Source organism: Pontivivens nitratireducens, assembly GCF_014235845.1.
GTDB lineage: Bacteria > Pseudomonadota > Alphaproteobacteria > Rhodobacterales > Rhodobacteraceae > Pontivivens > Pontivivens nitratireducens.
Genome location: NZ_JACJUQ010000005.1, coordinates 93,748 through 110,209 on the forward strand (window position 1 = coordinate 93,748; position 16,462 = coordinate 110,209).

Here is a 16,462-nt window from a genome sequence, read left to right on the forward strand (position 1 = left end):
GGGGGGGAGAAGCCTGATTATCATAGGCTCATTTCAGTCCGGTAAAGTCAGTGCGCAAGCATACACTAAAACGTAGTATCTGTTTACGGTGAAGTTACTGCCAAATCGTCGCGGCTTTTATTTTCTAGCGACGGTAGAGTCTTGCGAACGCGGGTGCGCCCACGATGACGACCAGAATGCGCAGAACGTGGTGTGCAATGACGAACGCCATGTCCGCCCCCACGATCAGGGCGAGGATCGCCATTTCGGCCTGACCACCGGGCGCGAAAGCCAGCAGGGTTTCCAGGGCAGGGGCCAGGTCGAGCAGGTGGACCGCCTCCGCGAATACCACCGTCAGGGCCAGCAGGATCACACAGAATCCCAAGGCTGCCGTCAGGTCGATGCGGACCTCGCGCATGGTGATGCCGGCATATTTCGCGCCCACGGTCATTCCGATGAAAAATTGCGCGGCCCAGATCGCCTCAACCGGGGGGCGATGGTGCAGGACGCCTGCCAGCGCGAAGGCTCCCGCCAGGATCATCGGCCCCAGGATGGAGGCACCGAACAGCCCGACACGCTCCGCCAGTTTCCAGCCGACCAGACCGCAGAAGATCATCAGCACCAGCTGCTGCCACGCGATTTCCGAGGCAGGCGCCCCCGGCGGAACCGACAGATCGACATCCCAGTAGGCGCGTAGAATGAACGGCAGGATCGCCACGATGAACAGCACACGGGTCGCATGGACCAGCGACATGGCGCGCACGTCGCCGCCTGCTTCCTCACCAAAGATCAACATATCCTGCAATCCACCGGGCATCGCTGAATAATAGGCGGTGGGAAAGTCGAAGCCCCAGATCTTCTGAAAATAGGGAACACCGACCAGACCGATCAGCACGGTCATCAGCGGGATCAGGATCAGAGTCGGCCACATCGCGCCCATCGACACCAGAAGCGCCGTGGTGAACGTTGCGCCGACCGCCACGCCCAGAATGCCGCGCATCGCGGTGTTCAGAACCTTGATGGTGTCCAGCGGTACGCCCAGCAATGCCGCCGTCAGACAGGCCATGATCGGCCCGAGCAACCATGGCAGCGGCAGATCGACATAGGAAAACGCGGCGACGCCCAGCCCGGCGATGGCGAATGTCATCAGGATGCGGATCATGTGCGCATCGTCATCAGGCGGTGGCGCAGGGACGTTTTCAGGTGTTCTTCGGCGGCGCTGCCCGCACGCTCGACATCGCCCTGACGAATGGCGTCTATGATCTGCGCATGTTGCGCACAGACGATCCGCACGCGGTCCTCATCGCCCAGCGTCGTTCGACCGAGCAGGAGCATTGCGTTGGTCAGCGCCCGGGTTGATCCCAACAGGAACCGGTTGCGCGTGGCCAGATACAGACAGCGGTGGAACTGCTGATTGATCGCGGCGGCGCGGTGCGGCTGCGTACCGGCGGCTTCGATTTCTGCGTTGAGCGCTTCCATCTCCTCCGTCTCGGCCTGCAATGCGTGTTTCGCGGCCATCTGTGCTGCGGTGCGTTCGAGGACGGCGCGCATTTCGTACAATTCGACGACTTCACCATGACCCAACTGCCGGATCACGGCACCGATGCGGGCGCGATGTTCGACGATGCCGTCGGCCTCCAGCCTTCGCAGGGCCTCGCGGATCGGAGTGCGTGAGATGTTCAGATGGTCTGCGATCTCCGCCTCACGCAAGCGGTCGCCGGGCAGAAAATCGCCCTTCGAGATCGCTTCATACAACCGGGAATAGGCCAGTTCGCCTTGTGACAGTTTCGTCAGTTCCGACATATTCCCATCCTTGTATCCGCCTGGATACAATGAGGGGTACAGGGCGGCGCGTCAGGTATCAAGCCTTGGTTTTCAGAAACGTCCACGCGGTCCGCTTTCGCCGGGTGTATTTGCCAAATTCAAATTAAACGCCGGCTGGCGAAACAAATTCCTTGCCGAAACCGGTTTCGTACCCAAGCCTGAGTCGTGGGAGGATAAAAGTTGAGCATCGACGCGGACCAGATGAAGGCCGGATCGCAACGCCTGCGCGTGACGATCTCCGACGTGTCCGAAGCTCTGGGTCTGACCAAATCGACGGTTTCACGTGCCCTGAACGGCTATGCCGATATTTCGGAATCCACCCGACTGCGCGTGCGGCGTGCGGCGGACAAGATGGGTTATCGCCCCTTGAGCCACGCCCAGGCCATCCGCACTGGGCGGACGAAATCGCTGGGTTTGGTCATTCAGATGGCGGACCACGATGCGCAGCGGCCGTTTCTGGCGGAATTCCTGTCCGGCCTGTCCCAGGGCGCGAGCGAGGAAGGCTGGACCCTGACGATCGCGGCCAGCGACAGCCCGGAAACCACGTTCGAAACGTTCAGGACCATGATCGCGGATCGCAAGGCGGACGGGTTCATCCTGCCGCGCACCATGAGCGACGACCCGCGGGTGAAGCTGCTGCGTGCCTCCGGCATTCCTTTCGTCCTGTTCGGACGCTGCGAGGATCCCGCCGGGTGCGCGTGGTACGATGTACTGGGTGAGGATGCGATGCAGGACGCCGTCCGGCATCTGGTCGCGCTTGGTCATCGGCGGATCGGCTTTATCAATGGCGGGATGCAGTACACCTACGGACATCTGCGGCGTGAGGGGTTCCTGACCGCCATGGCCGAGGCGGGTCTGAAGATCGAGCCGGAGCATATGCGCGAAAACGCGGTGACCATCCGGGATGGCGAAGGTCGTGCCCATGAAATTCTGGGTTCAAGCCCTGCGCCGACCGCCATCGTGTGTGCTGTCGATATGGCGGCGCTGGGTGTGTATCGCGCGGCGGCAGCGCGTGGATTGCAGATAGGGCGTGACCTGTCGGTCATATCCTATGACGGCATACAGGACGGCGCCCATGTAACGCCGCAACTGACGACCTATTCCGTCGATTATACCCATTCGGGCCGTCGCCTCAGCGCATTGCTGATCCGGCGGGTGATGGGTGAGCCGGTGGAGACGCTGCGCGAAACCGCGCAGGCCAGGTTCCTGAACAGGGGGTCCACCGGCCCACCCGCCTAGGGGGCTGACCGGGGCACAAGACCCCGGCCCATCGTGACTGCACAAAAACTTCAAAGGGAGAAAGACCAAGATGAAACTCAAAACACTCATGATGTCGGGAGCAGCGACGGCGCTGATCCTGTCCGCCACGACCGCAAGCGCGGAGGAACTGCGCTTCTGGACGACGGAGGAGCAGCCCGAGCGGCTGGCGCTGCAGGAGCAGATGGCCGCCGATTTTTCGGAGGCGTCCGGGCACAGCGTCGATGTCATTCCGGTGACGGAATCCGATCTGGGCACCCGCGCGACGGCGGCCTATGCGGCAGGCGATCTGCCTGATGTGATCTACCACACGCTGCAATACGCGCTGCCCTGGGCGGAGGCCGGCATTCTGGACACAGACGCCGCGACCGACGTGATCGAGGCGCTGGGCGCGGATACCTTCGCACCGGGTGCGCTGAACATGGCCGCGACGATGGATGGCTACGCCTCCGTTCCGGTCGATGGCTGGACGCAGATGATCGTCTATCGCTCCGATCTGTTCGAGGAGGCCGGACTGGCCCCGCCCAACACCTATGCCAACGTGATCGCCGCCATTGAGGCCCTGCACAATCCGCCAGAGATGTACGGGTTCGTCGCCGCGACCAAGATCGACGAGAATTTCATGAGCCAGGTGCTGGAACACGTGTTCCTGGCAAATGGCGTCTCTCCGGTCGGGCCCGACGGTGTGCAGCCGCTGGACGAGGCCGCCACCATCGAGGTGTTGGAGTTCTACAAGGCCATCGCGGAAGCGTCCCCTCCGGGTGATCTGTACTGGGATCAGTCCCGCTCGCTGTACTTTGCGGGTGATGCGGCGATGATCATCTGGTCGCCGTTCATTCTGGATGAGTTGGCCGGCCTGCGCGACAGCGCCCCGCCCACCATCAACGACGACCCGACCTCCACCGATCTGGCGGCGGCGACGGGCATCGTGACCAACTTCGCCGGTCCGTCGAACCCGGACGGCGCAGCATGGGGCGACATCCGCTATTTCGGCATCACGTCCGACGCTTCGACCGATGCGGCGATGGAATTCGTGGAATATTCGTTGAGCGAGGGATATGGCGCAACCCTGGCCATCGCCCCCGAGGGCAAGTTCCCGGTTCGGCGCGGTACGGCGGACAATCCGACGGAGTTTTCCGATCTGTGGGCGACGCTGGATGTCGGCGTCGATCGCCGTGCGCCGATGGGTGATCTCTACGCGCAGGAGATGATCGACGAGATCGTCGGCGGTCTGGACGTGGCCCAGCGTTGGGGTGTCGAGGACGGTCAGCTTGCCGCTGCGTCCAAGATCATCAACTCGCAGGTCATCAATCGTCTGGTCCGTGAGTATATCGACGGGGAGCGGGATGCAGCCGCGACCGTGGCGGAACTCAACGATGCGATTGCGTCCGTCGAGTAAATCAAGATCGGATGCGGGGCTGTTCGCGGCCTCGCATTCCTGTCCTGCGTGATCCTGAGCGGAGCACTGTTCCATGACCGATATCGCCCCACCCAAGGGCTCCGGCCCCCTCGCACGGCGCGAAGCGCGTCTTGCATGGGGGTTGTTGCTGCCGACAATTTCCGCCGTGGCGCTCGTCGTCGTTCTGCCGTTGCTCGCGATCTTCTGGATCTCGGTCAAGCCGGTGGGGCTGGCCGATTTGCGCGCGCCCGAGGTGGTGCTGCGCGAAGATCTGCGCGGCGGGCCGGAACAGGCAGGCGACGCGGCCGAAATCCGCTATCGATTGCGCAATTCATCGCAGGATCGGGTGATTTCGCAGGTGGGATTCACCGACACCGTGCCGGAGGGTCTGACGGTTACGCAACTGGACCCGCGCTGCACGTTGAACGGGTCGGCGCTGGCCTGCGATCTGGGCGATTGGCAGGGGGGGTATCGGGAAAACCTGATGATCCCGGTTACCGTGGAACAGGCCTATCTGGACGCCGGATTGCGTCCGCAGGACAGCGAAGCCCAGGTGCGGGGGCGGGCCTCCAGCGTGCTGACGGATTCGACGTTCACCCTGGATAACTTCGCGCGCATCTTCGATGGTGATGAATTCTGGGGCGTTCTTGGGGTGACGCTGTTCTATTCGGTCTTCGGCACGGTGGGGGCGCTGCTGTTCGGATTGTTCGCGGCCATGCTGCTGAACAAGTCCTTCAAGGGGCAGGGCATTCTGCGCGGGCTGTACCTGTTCCCCTATGTCTCCCCCGTTATTGCGGTGGCGTTCGCGTGGATCCTGCTGTTCGATCCGTTTTCCGGCTCGGCCAATGCGTTGTTGATCCAGATGGGGGTGACGCAGAACAGCATCAATTTCTTCGGTGAGAAGCCGCTGGCGCTGATTATGGTGACGCTGTTCGAAATCTGGCGCTACTTCCCGCTGAGCTTTCTGTTCATCCTCGCCCGGATGCAGAGCATCGACACCGACATGTATGAGGCGGCGGACATGGACGGTGCCTCGCCGTTCCAGAAGTTCTGGTATCTCAGCGTACCGCAATTGCTGGGTATTCTGAGCGTTCTGTTCCTGCTGCGCTTTATCTGGACGTTCAACAAGTTCGACGACATCTTTCTGCTGACCGGCGGCAATGCCGGAACGCGCACGCTGACTGTCAACGTGTATGAGCAGGCGTTCGCGATCTCCAACATCGGCGCGGGTGCGGCTGTGGCGGTGGTCATCTTTGGCTGCCTGCTGGTGTTCTCGCTATTGTTCCTGCGCTTCATTTCGCAAGAGGAGGGGCTGTGATGGACATGCTCAGACGGGGATATGTTACCGCACCGTTGCTGGGCATCCTGTGGATGTTCGCCATCGCGACGACCGTGGCGATCGCGATGTCCTTCGCAACCGGATCGGCTTTCCGTCCCTCCCTCTCAGGATCGGTGGTGTGGGGCGGAATTATCGGCCTCGCCTGCCTGCACGGCGCGTTGTGGCGGCCGGTTCTCGCGGCGGCTTTGGTCGTCGTCGTAACGGCACTGGGCTTTGGCCCGGTGGTGACGGGGGACGGGATCTCGGTCGTGTCCATGCTGCTGGGTGCGATCGCCACGGCAGGATTTGCGGCCTACGGATTGTGGAGGATACTGGACGAGGTGGCGCTGGGTGAAAACAACCGTCACCTGTTCGAGGCGGCGGTGCTGCGGTTTCTGACCGGATTTGGCTACATCTTCTTTACGGCGATTGTGCTGATCCCGTTCTACGTCATGGTTCTGACCAGTCTGAAGAACCAGGCGGAGCTGATCCAGAACCCGCTCGACTTCTCCATCGACCTTGGCAAGGGGTTCGAGCTGTTCCGTTCATATGACGAGTTGTTCACGCAGTTCAATTTCGGCACCTATCTGTTCAACTCGTTCTTCATTTCGGTGCTGACTGTATTCATCACGCTGCTGTTCGCGATACCCGGCGCCTATGCCGTGGCGCGGTTGCGGTTTAGTGGGCGGGCGACGTTTTCGCGCTCGATCCTGATGATCTACATGGTGCCGATGATCGTTCTGGCGCTGCCGATCTATATCGCGTTCTCGATGGCGGGTTTGCGCAACTCGCTGGGCGGGATCATCCTGATCTATCCGGTGACCACGATTCCGGTCGCGCTCTACATGTTGCAGGGCTATTTCCGCGGCCTGCCGGCGGAGATCGAGGAAGCCGGCCTGATGGACGGGTTGAGCCGTCTGGCCGTGATCTGGAAGATTACGTTGCCGCTCAGCCTGCCGGCGATGGCCAGCGTCTCGCTCTACGTCTTCATGATCGCGTGGAACGAGTTCCTGCTGGCGTTCATGCTGCTGGACGATCCGTCGAAATTCACCCTGACGCGGGGGATCGCGTCGTTGAACTCCTCCGAAATTCCGCGCCAGCACCTGATGGCGGGCTCCGTGATCGCGACCGTACCGATCATGGTGCTGTTCCTTGGGCTGGAACGCTTCATGACGAAAGGACTGACCGCGGGGTCGGTGAAAGGATGACCATGACTTCTCTGGACGAACAGGCGCGGGCGATCCTGCGTGGCAACGATCAGGGCGGCTATACCCTGCCGACGCACGGGCTGTATCCGTATCAATGGAACTGGGATTCCGCCTTTGCCGCGTGGGGGTTCGCCACCTTCGACAATGCGCGGGCATGGGATGAACTGGACACTCTGATGGCCAGTCAGTGGGATACGGGGATGGTGCCGCACATCATCTTTCACAAACCCGATCCGGGTTATTTTCCCGGCCCCGATGTCTGGCAAACCGGGCAAAGCCCCGCGACATCCGGCATCACGCAGCCTCCGGTGGCCGCGATCATGGCCCGCAAGGTATGGGAAATGGACCCCAAGGCAGGGCAGGCGCGGATGGCCGCGCTCTATCCCAAACTGCTGGCATGGCACCGTTGGTGGCATGAGGTCCGCTGTACCCACGGCCCCGCCGCGATTACCCATCCGTGGGAGTCCGGGCGTGACAACTGCCCTGACTGGGATATCGGCATGGCGGGCGTCGATGGGTCCAGCGCCGGGGAATACCAGCGGCGCGACACAGGCCACGTCAATCCCGAGATGCGCCCGACCAAGCAGGACTACGACCGCTACATCGCGATGGTGAAGTTTGGGTGCAGCGTCGATTGGGATCAGGCAAGGATCGTGCGGGACGGGCCGTTCCTGATGGCCGATCCAGGGATCACCTTCATGCTGCTGCGCGCGGATGAGGATCTGGCCGTCATGGGGCGGGCACTGGGTGAGGATGTGACGGAATTGCTCGGCTGGGCCGAGGATTTGCGCGCCGCTTTGCCCACGATCTGGAACGATGACCTGCACGCCTATGATGCGCTGAACCTCAAGACCGGCGAATTTGCGAACATCCTGGGATCGGGTGCGTTCATGGCCTATCTGGCCGATGCGGGAAATCCGCAGCTCGACGCGCAGTTGATGCGGGTGTGGGACAAGGTCAACTACGGCATTCCCTCCGCCGATCCGGAGGCCGCGACCTTCGACCCCCGCAAATACTGGCGCGGGCCGACCTGGCCGGTGGTGAATGCACTGCTCGCCATCGGGTTGCGCGATGCGGGTCGCGCCGATCTGGCCGAACGGTTGCGCGCGCAGACGGCAAGCCTGATCCGCAAACACGGCTTCTATGAATATTTCGATCCGCTCGACGCTACTCCCTGCGGCGGGGCGGACTTCACCTGGACGGCTGCGATCTGGTTGACCTGGGCCGGCAGGGACGTTGAAAGCGACGCTGTAAGAGGGGCTGCCTGATGTCATCCATCGAGTTGAAAGCCGTCGAGAAGTGGTTCGGCACCGTGCAGGTCATCAAGGGCGTCGATCTGGCGGTCGAGCAGGGCGAGTTCATCATTTTCGTCGGCCCGTCCGGCTGTGGCAAGTCCACCCTGCTGCGTATGATCGCGGGATTGGAAGAAACCAGCCGTGGCCAGATCATGATCGCTGGCCGCGATGCCACCGCCGAACCGCCGTCAAAACGCGGGCTGGCGATGGTCTTCCAGTCCTACGCGCTCTACCCGCATATGTCCGTTCGCGACAATATGGGATTCTCGCTGAAGGCCGCGGGCGTGCCCAAGGCGGAGCTGGACCGGCAGGTGAACGAGGCGGCCAAGGTTCTGAAGCTGGAACCCTTCCTCGACCGCCGCCCGCGCGATCTGTCCGGCGGGCAGCGTCAGCGCGTCGCCATCGGCCGATCCATCGTGCGGGAGCCGACGGCGTTCCTGTTCGATGAGCCCTTGTCCAACCTGGACGCAGCCCTGCGCGTCGAGATGCGGTATGAAATCGCCAAGCTGCATCAGACCCTGAAGGCGACGATGATCTACGTGACCCACGATCAGGTCGAGGCGATGACACTCGCCGACCGGATCGTGGTGCTCGATGGCGGACATATCGCGCAGGTCGGCTCCCCTCGGGAACTGTACGAACGGCCCGCGAACCTGTTCGTGGCGCAGTTCATCGGCAGCCCGCGTATGAACGTCATGCCCTGCACGGCAGAGGGGGCGTCATTCGCGCTGCCCGGCCAAGGCGGTGGCGCGTATGGGCGTTCGCGTGCCGCAGTCTCACTGGGCATTCGCCCCGAGCATATCGAGATGGCACCGGTCGGCGCGGGGCACCTCGACGGGGTGGTGGACGTTCTGGAATATCTCGGCTCCGATACTTTCGTGATCGTCGAATGCGGTGAAGCGGGCAAGGTTACGGTTCGCATCGCGGGGGATACTGACCTTGCCCCCGGCGATCCGTGCAGCCTGAATTTTCAGGCCCCACATCTGCACTTCTTTGATGAGAGCGGTCTTGCTGTACTGAACTGAGATATGGGCGGCACTGCGACAGCGGTGCCGTTCGCTTTTCTGTCGCACCTTTCGACGTTAGGGGGCGAGAGCGGGGAAAACCCCGACTGACAATTGCTGCGGATTTAATCAGACTGGAAAAATTCTGTCCTAAATCTGTGCTTTTGCAATTTGCTGATGTTTCTATGGGCAATAATTCTTGCCGCATTCGCGTTGTCGCTCAAGATAGGCGGCGCAAGAACGGGGCTAAGCCGGGACTGCATTGGAATGTGTGGTGACGAGACGCTTGGAACCGACCCCGCCACCACACGGGTGCAACGCGACGTTGCCTGACTGAAGTAGGACGGACCGATTGCGTGGGCAATACCGGTTGTCGGCTTTGGCGGGTCCGCGTCTCAATCGCGAGACAGATACATGACGAAACTTTTCCCCCTCACGGCCACGCTGTGCGCCGCCGCAATCAGCGTGGCCGCGCCCTCGATGGCTCAGGACGCGCCGTCGGGTGAGCCGATCAAGGTTGGTATCCTGCATTCTCTGTCCGGGACGATGGCGATTTCGGAAACGACGCTCAAGGACGTGATGCTGATGCTGATCGAGCGTCAGAACGCCGCCGGTGGTGTGCTTGGTCGCCCGCTGGAGGCCGTCGTCGTCGATCCCGCATCTGACTGGCCCCTGTTCGCCGAGAAGGCGCGCGAGCTGCTGGAGGTCGAGGAAGTCGCCGCCGTATTCGGCAACTGGACCTCGGTCAGCCGCAAATCCGTTTTGCCGGTGTTCGAGGAGCTCAACGGAATCCTGTTCTACCCGGTGCAGTACGAGGGCGAGGAATCGCAGCGCAACGTCTTCTACACCGGTGCCGCGCCCAACCAGCAGGCGATCCCCGCAGTGGATTACCTGATCGCGGAGGAAGGCGTGGAGCGTTGGGTTCTGGCCGGCACCGATTACGTCTATCCCCGCACGACCAATCGCATTCTGGAGGCATATCTGATCTCCCTCGGCGTGGCTGAGGAGGACATCATGATCAACTACACGCCGTTTGGTCATTCCGACTGGCAGACCATTGTCAGCGACATCGCCGCCTTCGGCTCCGAGGGGAAGAAGACCGCCGTCGTCTCGACCATCAATGGTGACGCGAACGTGCCGTTCTATCGTGAGCTGGGCAACCAGGGCATCTCCGCCGAGGATATCCCCGTCGTCGCGTTCTCCGTCGGGGAGGAAGAACTGGCGGGTCTGGACACGGCCCCTCTGGTCGGCCATCTGGCCGCGTGGAACTACTTCATGTCGGTGGATACGGACGCGAACTACGATTTCATCGACGATTGGGTGGAATTCATCGGTGACGAAAATCGCGTGACCAACGACCCGATGGAGGCCCACTACATCGGCTTCAACATGTGGGTTCAGGCGGTCGAGGCGGCAGGCACCACCGATGTGGATACGGTCATCGACTCGCTGATCGGGCAGACCGTGCCCAATCTGAGCGGCGGCTATTCCGCGATGATGCCGAACCACCATATCACCAAGCCCGTGCTGGTCGGAGAGATCCAGGACGACGGTCAATTCTCCATCGTCTGGGAGACGTCGGGACTGGTCCCCGGCGATGCGTGGTCGGACTATCTGCCCGACAGCGCCGACCTGATCTCGGACTGGCGGGCGCCGTTGTCGTGCGGCAACTACAACGTGGCGACAGCCTCGTGCGGCGGCGCGGCTGAGTAAGGCGTGATCTGCGGGGGGCGCGGACGACGCGCCCCCGGTTTTCGGTGCTGTGGCACCTGACTTTAATTCCTGGAACTCATCATGCTTGGCCTGCTGCGCAGAACGCTGCTGATCTTCCTGCTGACACCGTCATTTCTGATGGCGCAGGATTTCGAAAACCTAGTGACCCTGTTGCCAGAGGGCGATTTCGATGATCGCGGGCGGGTCGTGAACCAGATCGCGGTGAGCGGCGACGACAGGGCGCTGCCCTTGCTGGAGATGCTGACAAATGGTGAGCTGAGCTATTTGCGTGAAACCGGCCGCATCGTGACACTCCGCGAGGAAGGCGACGACGATGTTGCCTACGACGCGTTGAGCGATGAGCGGATCGGCGTTGTCGGGCGGCGTGACGCCCGCGACATTCGCGTGAACAATGGTTTGCGCCGCGACATCGCCGCCGCCATCGGACGCATGGGTTTGCAAAGCCCGGATCCCGCCGTGCGGCTTGACGCGGCCCAGCGGGCGTTTCGCGCCCGCGATCCCGCACAAATCGCAGCTTTGACCGACGCCCTGTCGGCGGAGTCCGAACCGCATGTCGCCACGGTGTTCGAGCAGGCGCGCGCAGCGGCGATCCTGCAATCGGATGATGCTGTGCAGGCAGACAAACGTGCGGCGATTGCCGTATTGGCGGCGCGCGGGGACAGGGACGCCCTGTCGGCGCTGTCCCCCGCCTTGTCGGACCCGGCTTTGGTCGCGGATGCACAGGCCGCAACCGATGAGATAGAGCGGTCCATCGCGTCATGGGGGCTGGCGCAGAACCTGTGGTACGGCATTTCCCTCGGCTCTGTTCTGATGCTTGCGGCCATCGGGTTGGCGATCACCTTCGGCGTGATGGGCGTCATCAATATGGCGCATGGCGAATTGGTGATGATCGGGGCTTACACCACCTATCTGGTGCAGGAAACGATCCGCAATTCCTTTCCCGAAATGTTCGGCTGGTCGCTGGCCATTGCCGTGCCCTTGGCCTTTCTGACGGCAGGCGCGGTCGGGGTGGCGATCGAGCGGGGCGTGGTGCGCTATCTCTACGGTCGCCCGTTGGAGACGTTGCTGGCCACATGGGGGATCAGCCTGATCCTGCAACAGGCCGTCCGCTCGATCTTCGGCCCCAATAACCGTGAGGTCGGCAACCCTGACTGGATGTCGGGGGCGGTGGATGTCGGGCAGATGGCGATGACGTGGAACCGGATCTGGATATTGGTCTTCGCGCTGGCCGTGTTCGCGGCGCTGCTATTGGTGCTCAATCGAACGCCGATCGGTTTGCAGATGCGCGCGGTGACGCAGAACCGCAGCATGGCGGCCAATATGGGCATTCGCACCGGTTGGGTCGATGCGATGACCTTCGGCCTGGGGGCAGGGGTCGCGGGGCTGGCCGGTGTGGCGTTGAGCCAGATCGACAACGTGTCACCGAATCTGGGGCAAAGCTACATCGTGGACAGCTTCATGGTCGTCGTCTTCGGCGGGGCGGGGAACCTGTGGGGCGCGTTCGCGGGGGCATTCACGCTGGGCATCGCGACCAAGTTCATGGAGCCGTGGGTCGGCGCGGTGCTGGCCAAGATCCTGATCCTCGTCGCGATCATCCTTTTCATTCAAAAGCGGCCGCGCGGTTTGTTCGCGCTCAAGGGTCGGGCGGTGGATTCATGAGCAGACTTATCGACAGGCGCATGGGGTTCTTCCTGATTGCGCTGTTCATCGCGGTGGTGGCAATCCCGGTGGGCAATCTGGTGATGGAGGGCAAGCCCGTCGCCTCCTACGTCGTGCAGTTGTCTGGCAAGTACCTGTGCTATGCCCTGCTGGCGGTGGCGCTCGATCTGGTGTGGGGCTATTGCGGCATCCTCAGCCTTGGCCATGGGGCGTTCTTCGCGCTGGGTGGCTACGCGATGGGGATGCACCTGATGCGCGAGATCGGGACGCGGGGCGTCTATGGCGACCCGGTGCTGCCGGACTTCATGGTCTTTCTCAGCTATGAGGAGCTGCCGTGGTTCTGGCTGGGCTTCGACCAGTTCTGGTTCGCGGCGCTGATGGCGATGGTGGTGCCGGGGGTGCTGGCGTTCCTGTTCGGCTGGTTCGCATTCCGCTCCCGCGTGTCGGGGGTGTATCTGTCGATCATTACGCAGGCCATGACCTACGCCCTGATGCTGGCGTTTTTCCGCAACGAAATGGGGTTCGGCGGCAATAACGGCCTGACGGATTTCAAGGACGTTCTGGGCTTCGACCTGCAATCGGATGCGACGCGCGCCGGGCTGTTCGTGGCCAGCGCGGTGGCGCTGGTGGCGGGGCTGCTGATCGCGAAGGCCATTGCGCTCAGCCAACTGGGCAAGGTGCTGATCGGTATTCGCGACGCGGAGGACCGGACGCGGTTCCTCGGCTACCGGGTGGAGGGGTACAAGCTGTTCGTCTTTGTGGTGTCGGCCATGATGGCCGGGGTTGCGGGCGCGCTGTATACCCCGCAGGTCGGGATCATCAATCCGGGGGAGTTCAGCCCCGCAAACTCCATCGAAATCGTGATCTGGGTCGCCCTGGGCGGGCGCGGCACGTTGGTTGGTGCGGCGATCGGTGCGATTTTCGTGGCGCTGGCAAAAACCTTCCTGACCGGCTGGATCCCCGAAATCTGGTTGTTCGCGCTGGGCGGTCTGTTCGTGTTCGTGACGCTGTTCATGCCCAAGGGCATCCTGGGCGTGATCGAGGATGGCTGGGGCCGCATCAGGCGACCGACCGTTCGAAAGGAGGTCACGCCATGACCGCGCAACTTTACCTGAACGGGGTGGAGCGCAGCTTCGATGGGTTCAAGGCGATCAACGGCCTGTCGCTGCACGTTACCAAGGGCGAATTGCGCGCAATCATCGGGCCGAACGGCGCGGGCAAGACCACGATGATGGACATCATCACGGGCAAGACCCGCCCCGACAAGGGCGAGGTCTTCTGGAACGAAAAGGTCGATCTGACCAAGACGGACGAAGCTGGCTCCGCCAGGCTGGGCATCGGACGCAAGTTCCAGAAACCCACGGTCATCGAAAGCCTGAGCGTTGAGGACAATATCGCGCTTGCCTTGAAAACCGACCGCTCCGTCTTCGCCACGTTGTTTGCCAGGCGAACCGCGGCACAGGAGGACCGGATTACCGAGTTGCTGGAACTGGTGCGGCTGGTGGCGGAGCGTTCGCGCCCCGCCGCGGATCTGAGCCACGGGCAGAAACAATGGCTGGAGATCGGGATGCTGCTGGCGCAGGAGCCGGAATTGCTGCTGGTGGATGAACCCGCTGCCGGCATGACCGATGATGAGACGATGCGCACCGCCGAATTGCTGCGCGGTCTGGCGGGTGAGCATACTGTCATCGTCGTCGAACACGACATGGAGTTCGTCCGCGCGCTGGACTGCAAGGTGACGGTCCTGCATCAGGGCCGTGTCCTGGCGGAGGGGTCCATCGACCATGTTTCCGCCAATCCCGAAGTCGTCGAAGTCTATCTGGGGCGCTGATATGTTGAACGTGGACAAGATCGACCTGCATTACGGCGCGGCGCAGGCCTTGCGCGGCGTCAGCCTGACCGCGACGCCGGGGCGGGTAATGACGGTTCTGGGCCGCAACGGTGTGGGCAAGACGACATTGTTGCGAGCCATCGCGGGGCGAAATGCTGTCTCCGCCGGGACGATCCGGTTCAAGGGGCAGGACGTGACCCGCACCAGATCCGAGGCGCGGGCCCGCAGCGGCATCGCCATGGTGCCGCAAGGGCGCGAAATTTTTCCGCTGCTCAGCGTGAAGGAGAACCTCGAAACCGGCTATGCGCGTCTGCCACGCAGGGACCGCAGCATCCCCGACGATGTGTTCGAGTTGTTTCCCGTGCTCAAGGACATGCTGGGCCGTCGCGGCGGCGATCTGTCGGGGGGGCAGCAACAACAGCTTGCCATCGGGCGGGCGCTGGTGATGCGGCCCGACCTTCTGGTTCTGGACGAACCGACGGAGGGGATCCAGCCCTCGATCATCAAGGATATCGGGCGGGCCATCACATATCTTCGCGCAAAGGGGGACATGGCCATCGTGCTGGTTGAGCAATATTTCGAGTTCGCCCGCGATCTGGCCGACGATTACGTCGTGATGGACCGGGGGGAAATCACGCTGGCAGGGGCCGCCGCCGATATGGATGAGGATGAGGTTCTGCGGCGCATCGCCGTGTGATGGGCGCGAAAGCGGGCTGACAAAACGGCTCGACCTTGTCACAGTGCCAAAAAACAAACCCGGGCGAGGAACAGATCCATGACCATCAGAACTCTCATCACGGCTGGCACGCTTGCAGCGTTGAGCGCGACCACCGCCCTTGCCGATGTGAAGGTCGGCATGATCACCACCCTTTCGGGCGGCGGTGCGGGGTTGGGCATCGATGTGCGGGACGGATTCATGCTGGCGGTTGAACAGTCGGGTCGGGACGATATCGAAGTCATCATCGAGGACGACCAGCGCAAACCGGATGTTGCGGTGCAGCTGGCCGACCGGATGATCCAGTCCGAACAGGTCGATATCCTGACGGGCATCGTCTGGTCCAACCTCGCCATGGCGGTGGTGCCCTCGGCGGTGGCGCAGGGCAAGTTCTACCTGTCGCCCAATGCGGGGCCTTCGGCACTGGCCGGACGGGGCTGCGACCCGAATTATTTCAACATCGCTTGGCAGAACGACAACCTGCATGAGGCCGCCGGCGCATATGCCAACGATGCGGGATATACGAACAGCTTCATCCTGGCACCGAACTATCCTGCCGGTCAGGATGCGTTGATGGGGTACAAGCGCATGTATGATGGCGAACTGGGGGGCGAGATCTACACGCAGCTTGGTCAGACCGATTATGCGGCGGAAATCGCGCAGATCCGCGCCTCGGATGCGGACAGCGTGTTTTTCTTCCTGCCCGGCGGCATGGGGATTTCATTCCTGAAACAATATGCGGACAGCGGCGTCGATCTGCCGGTGGTCGGGCCCGCGTTCAGCTTTGACCAGGGCATATTGCAAGCGGTGGGCGCCGCGGCGCTGGGCGTGCACAACACCTCGCAATGGAGCAAGGACCTCGACAACCCGACCAATATCGCCTTTGTCGAAAGTTTTCAGGCGGAATTCGGCCGTCTGCCTTCGCTTTATGCCAGTCAGGGATTCGACACGGCGAACCTGATGATTTCAGCGATGGAAGTCGCTGACGTGGACGATCAGGACGCGTTCCGCGCAGCACTTGAGGCCGCCGATTTCGACAGCACGCGCGGCGATTTCGCGTTCGGACCGAACCACCATCCCGTGCAGGACATCCATGTGCGAAAGGTCGTGCAGGAGGGGGACGTTTTCACCAATGTCATCGTCGCCACCGCCCTGACGGATCATGCGGATGCCTACGCGGCGGAATGCCAGTTCTGATCTGATGCCGTATCGGGCCTGATCGCAGGCCCGTTCAACTGG

The 16,462-nt window shown here is 62.3% G+C and carries 14 protein-coding genes; 12 read left to right on the forward strand and 2 right to left on the reverse strand.

What is annotated here, in order from left to right; genetic code table 11:
- Positions 1-124: 124 nt before the first annotated feature.
- Together H1S03_RS07715 and H1S03_RS07720 are read right to left on the reverse strand one after the other, a co-directional pair.
- Complete coding sequence (locus tag H1S03_RS07715; protein ID WP_185803903.1) at positions 125-1,141, reverse strand: AbrB family transcriptional regulator; 1,017 nt, start codon at positions 1,139-1,141, stop codon at positions 125-127.
- Positions 1,138-1,782 (reverse strand): GntR family transcriptional regulator, encoded by a 645-nt coding sequence (locus tag H1S03_RS07720; protein WP_185803904.1) that lies wholly within the window; start codon positions 1,780-1,782, stop codon positions 1,138-1,140. Before H1S03_RS07720 ends, H1S03_RS07715 begins: the two co-directional genes overlap by 4 nt.
- Before the next feature lie 201 nt (positions 1,783-1,983).
- On the opposite strand from H1S03_RS07720, the gene H1S03_RS07725 reads away from it, so the two are divergent.
- The 12 genes from H1S03_RS07725 to H1S03_RS07780 all read left to right on the forward strand — a co-directional run bounded on the left by H1S03_RS07725 (position 1,984) and on the right by H1S03_RS07780 (position 16,420).
- Positions 1,984-3,042: a LacI family DNA-binding transcriptional regulator gene (locus tag H1S03_RS07725; protein ID WP_249777850.1), complete on the forward strand. Its 1,059-nt coding sequence runs from the start codon at positions 1,984-1,986 to the stop codon at positions 3,040-3,042.
- Between the two features lie 70 nt (positions 3,043-3,112).
- Positions 3,113-4,459: an ABC transporter substrate-binding protein gene (locus tag H1S03_RS07730; RefSeq protein ID WP_185803905.1), complete on the forward strand. Its 1,347-nt coding sequence runs from the start codon at positions 3,113-3,115 to the stop codon at positions 4,457-4,459.
- Positions 4,460-4,532: 73 nt separating this feature from the next.
- Positions 4,533-5,777 (forward strand): carbohydrate ABC transporter permease, encoded by a 1,245-nt coding sequence (locus H1S03_RS07735; protein ID WP_185803906.1) that lies wholly within the window; start codon positions 4,533-4,535, stop codon positions 5,775-5,777.
- Positions 5,777-6,985 (forward strand): carbohydrate ABC transporter permease, encoded by a 1,209-nt coding sequence (locus H1S03_RS07740; protein WP_185803907.1) that lies wholly within the window; start codon positions 5,777-5,779, stop codon positions 6,983-6,985. The genes H1S03_RS07735 and H1S03_RS07740 overlap by 1 nt, the downstream gene beginning before the upstream one ends.
- Positions 6,982-8,253: an MGH1-like glycoside hydrolase domain-containing protein gene (locus H1S03_RS07745; protein WP_347339216.1), complete on the forward strand. Its 1,272-nt coding sequence runs from the start codon at positions 6,982-6,984 to the stop codon at positions 8,251-8,253. Before H1S03_RS07740 ends, H1S03_RS07745 begins: the two co-directional genes overlap by 4 nt.
- Positions 8,253-9,305 carry an ABC transporter ATP-binding protein gene (locus H1S03_RS07750; protein WP_185803908.1) on the forward strand — a complete coding sequence of 351 codons (1,053 nt, stop codon included), beginning with the start codon at positions 8,253-8,255 and terminating at the stop codon, positions 9,303-9,305. The genes H1S03_RS07745 and H1S03_RS07750 overlap by 1 nt, the downstream gene beginning before the upstream one ends.
- A 393-nt stretch (positions 9,306-9,698) precedes the next feature.
- Positions 9,699-10,997: an urea ABC transporter substrate-binding protein gene (gene urtA / locus H1S03_RS07755; RefSeq protein ID WP_205793321.1), complete on the forward strand. Its 1,299-nt coding sequence runs from the start codon at positions 9,699-9,701 to the stop codon at positions 10,995-10,997.
- Between the two features lie 81 nt (positions 10,998-11,078).
- The gene (urtB, locus tag H1S03_RS07760) at positions 11,079-12,677 is read left to right on the forward strand and encodes an urea ABC transporter permease subunit UrtB (RefSeq protein ID WP_185803909.1); all 1,599 of its coding nucleotides are present in this window, start codon (positions 11,079-11,081) and stop codon (positions 12,675-12,677) included.
- Positions 12,674-13,774, forward strand: a complete 1,101-nt coding sequence (gene urtC / locus H1S03_RS07765) for an urea ABC transporter permease subunit UrtC (protein WP_185803910.1) — start codon at positions 12,674-12,676, stop codon at positions 13,772-13,774. Before urtB ends, urtC begins: the two co-directional genes overlap by 4 nt.
- Complete coding sequence (urtD, locus tag H1S03_RS07770; protein ID WP_185803911.1) at positions 13,771-14,508, forward strand: urea ABC transporter ATP-binding protein UrtD; 738 nt, start codon at positions 13,771-13,773, stop codon at positions 14,506-14,508. Before urtC ends, urtD begins: the two co-directional genes overlap by 4 nt.
- Before the next feature lies 1 nt (position 14,509).
- A complete protein-coding gene (gene urtE / locus H1S03_RS07775) occupies positions 14,510-15,205 on the forward strand; it encodes an urea ABC transporter ATP-binding subunit UrtE (protein ID WP_185803912.1) in 696 nt (231 codons plus the stop codon).
- A gap of 78 nt (positions 15,206-15,283) precedes the next feature.
- Positions 15,284-16,420 carry an ABC transporter substrate-binding protein gene (locus tag H1S03_RS07780; protein ID WP_185803913.1) on the forward strand — a complete coding sequence of 379 codons (1,137 nt, stop codon included), beginning with the start codon at positions 15,284-15,286 and terminating at the stop codon, positions 16,418-16,420.
- The last annotated feature ends 42 nt before the right edge of the window (positions 16,421-16,462 follow it).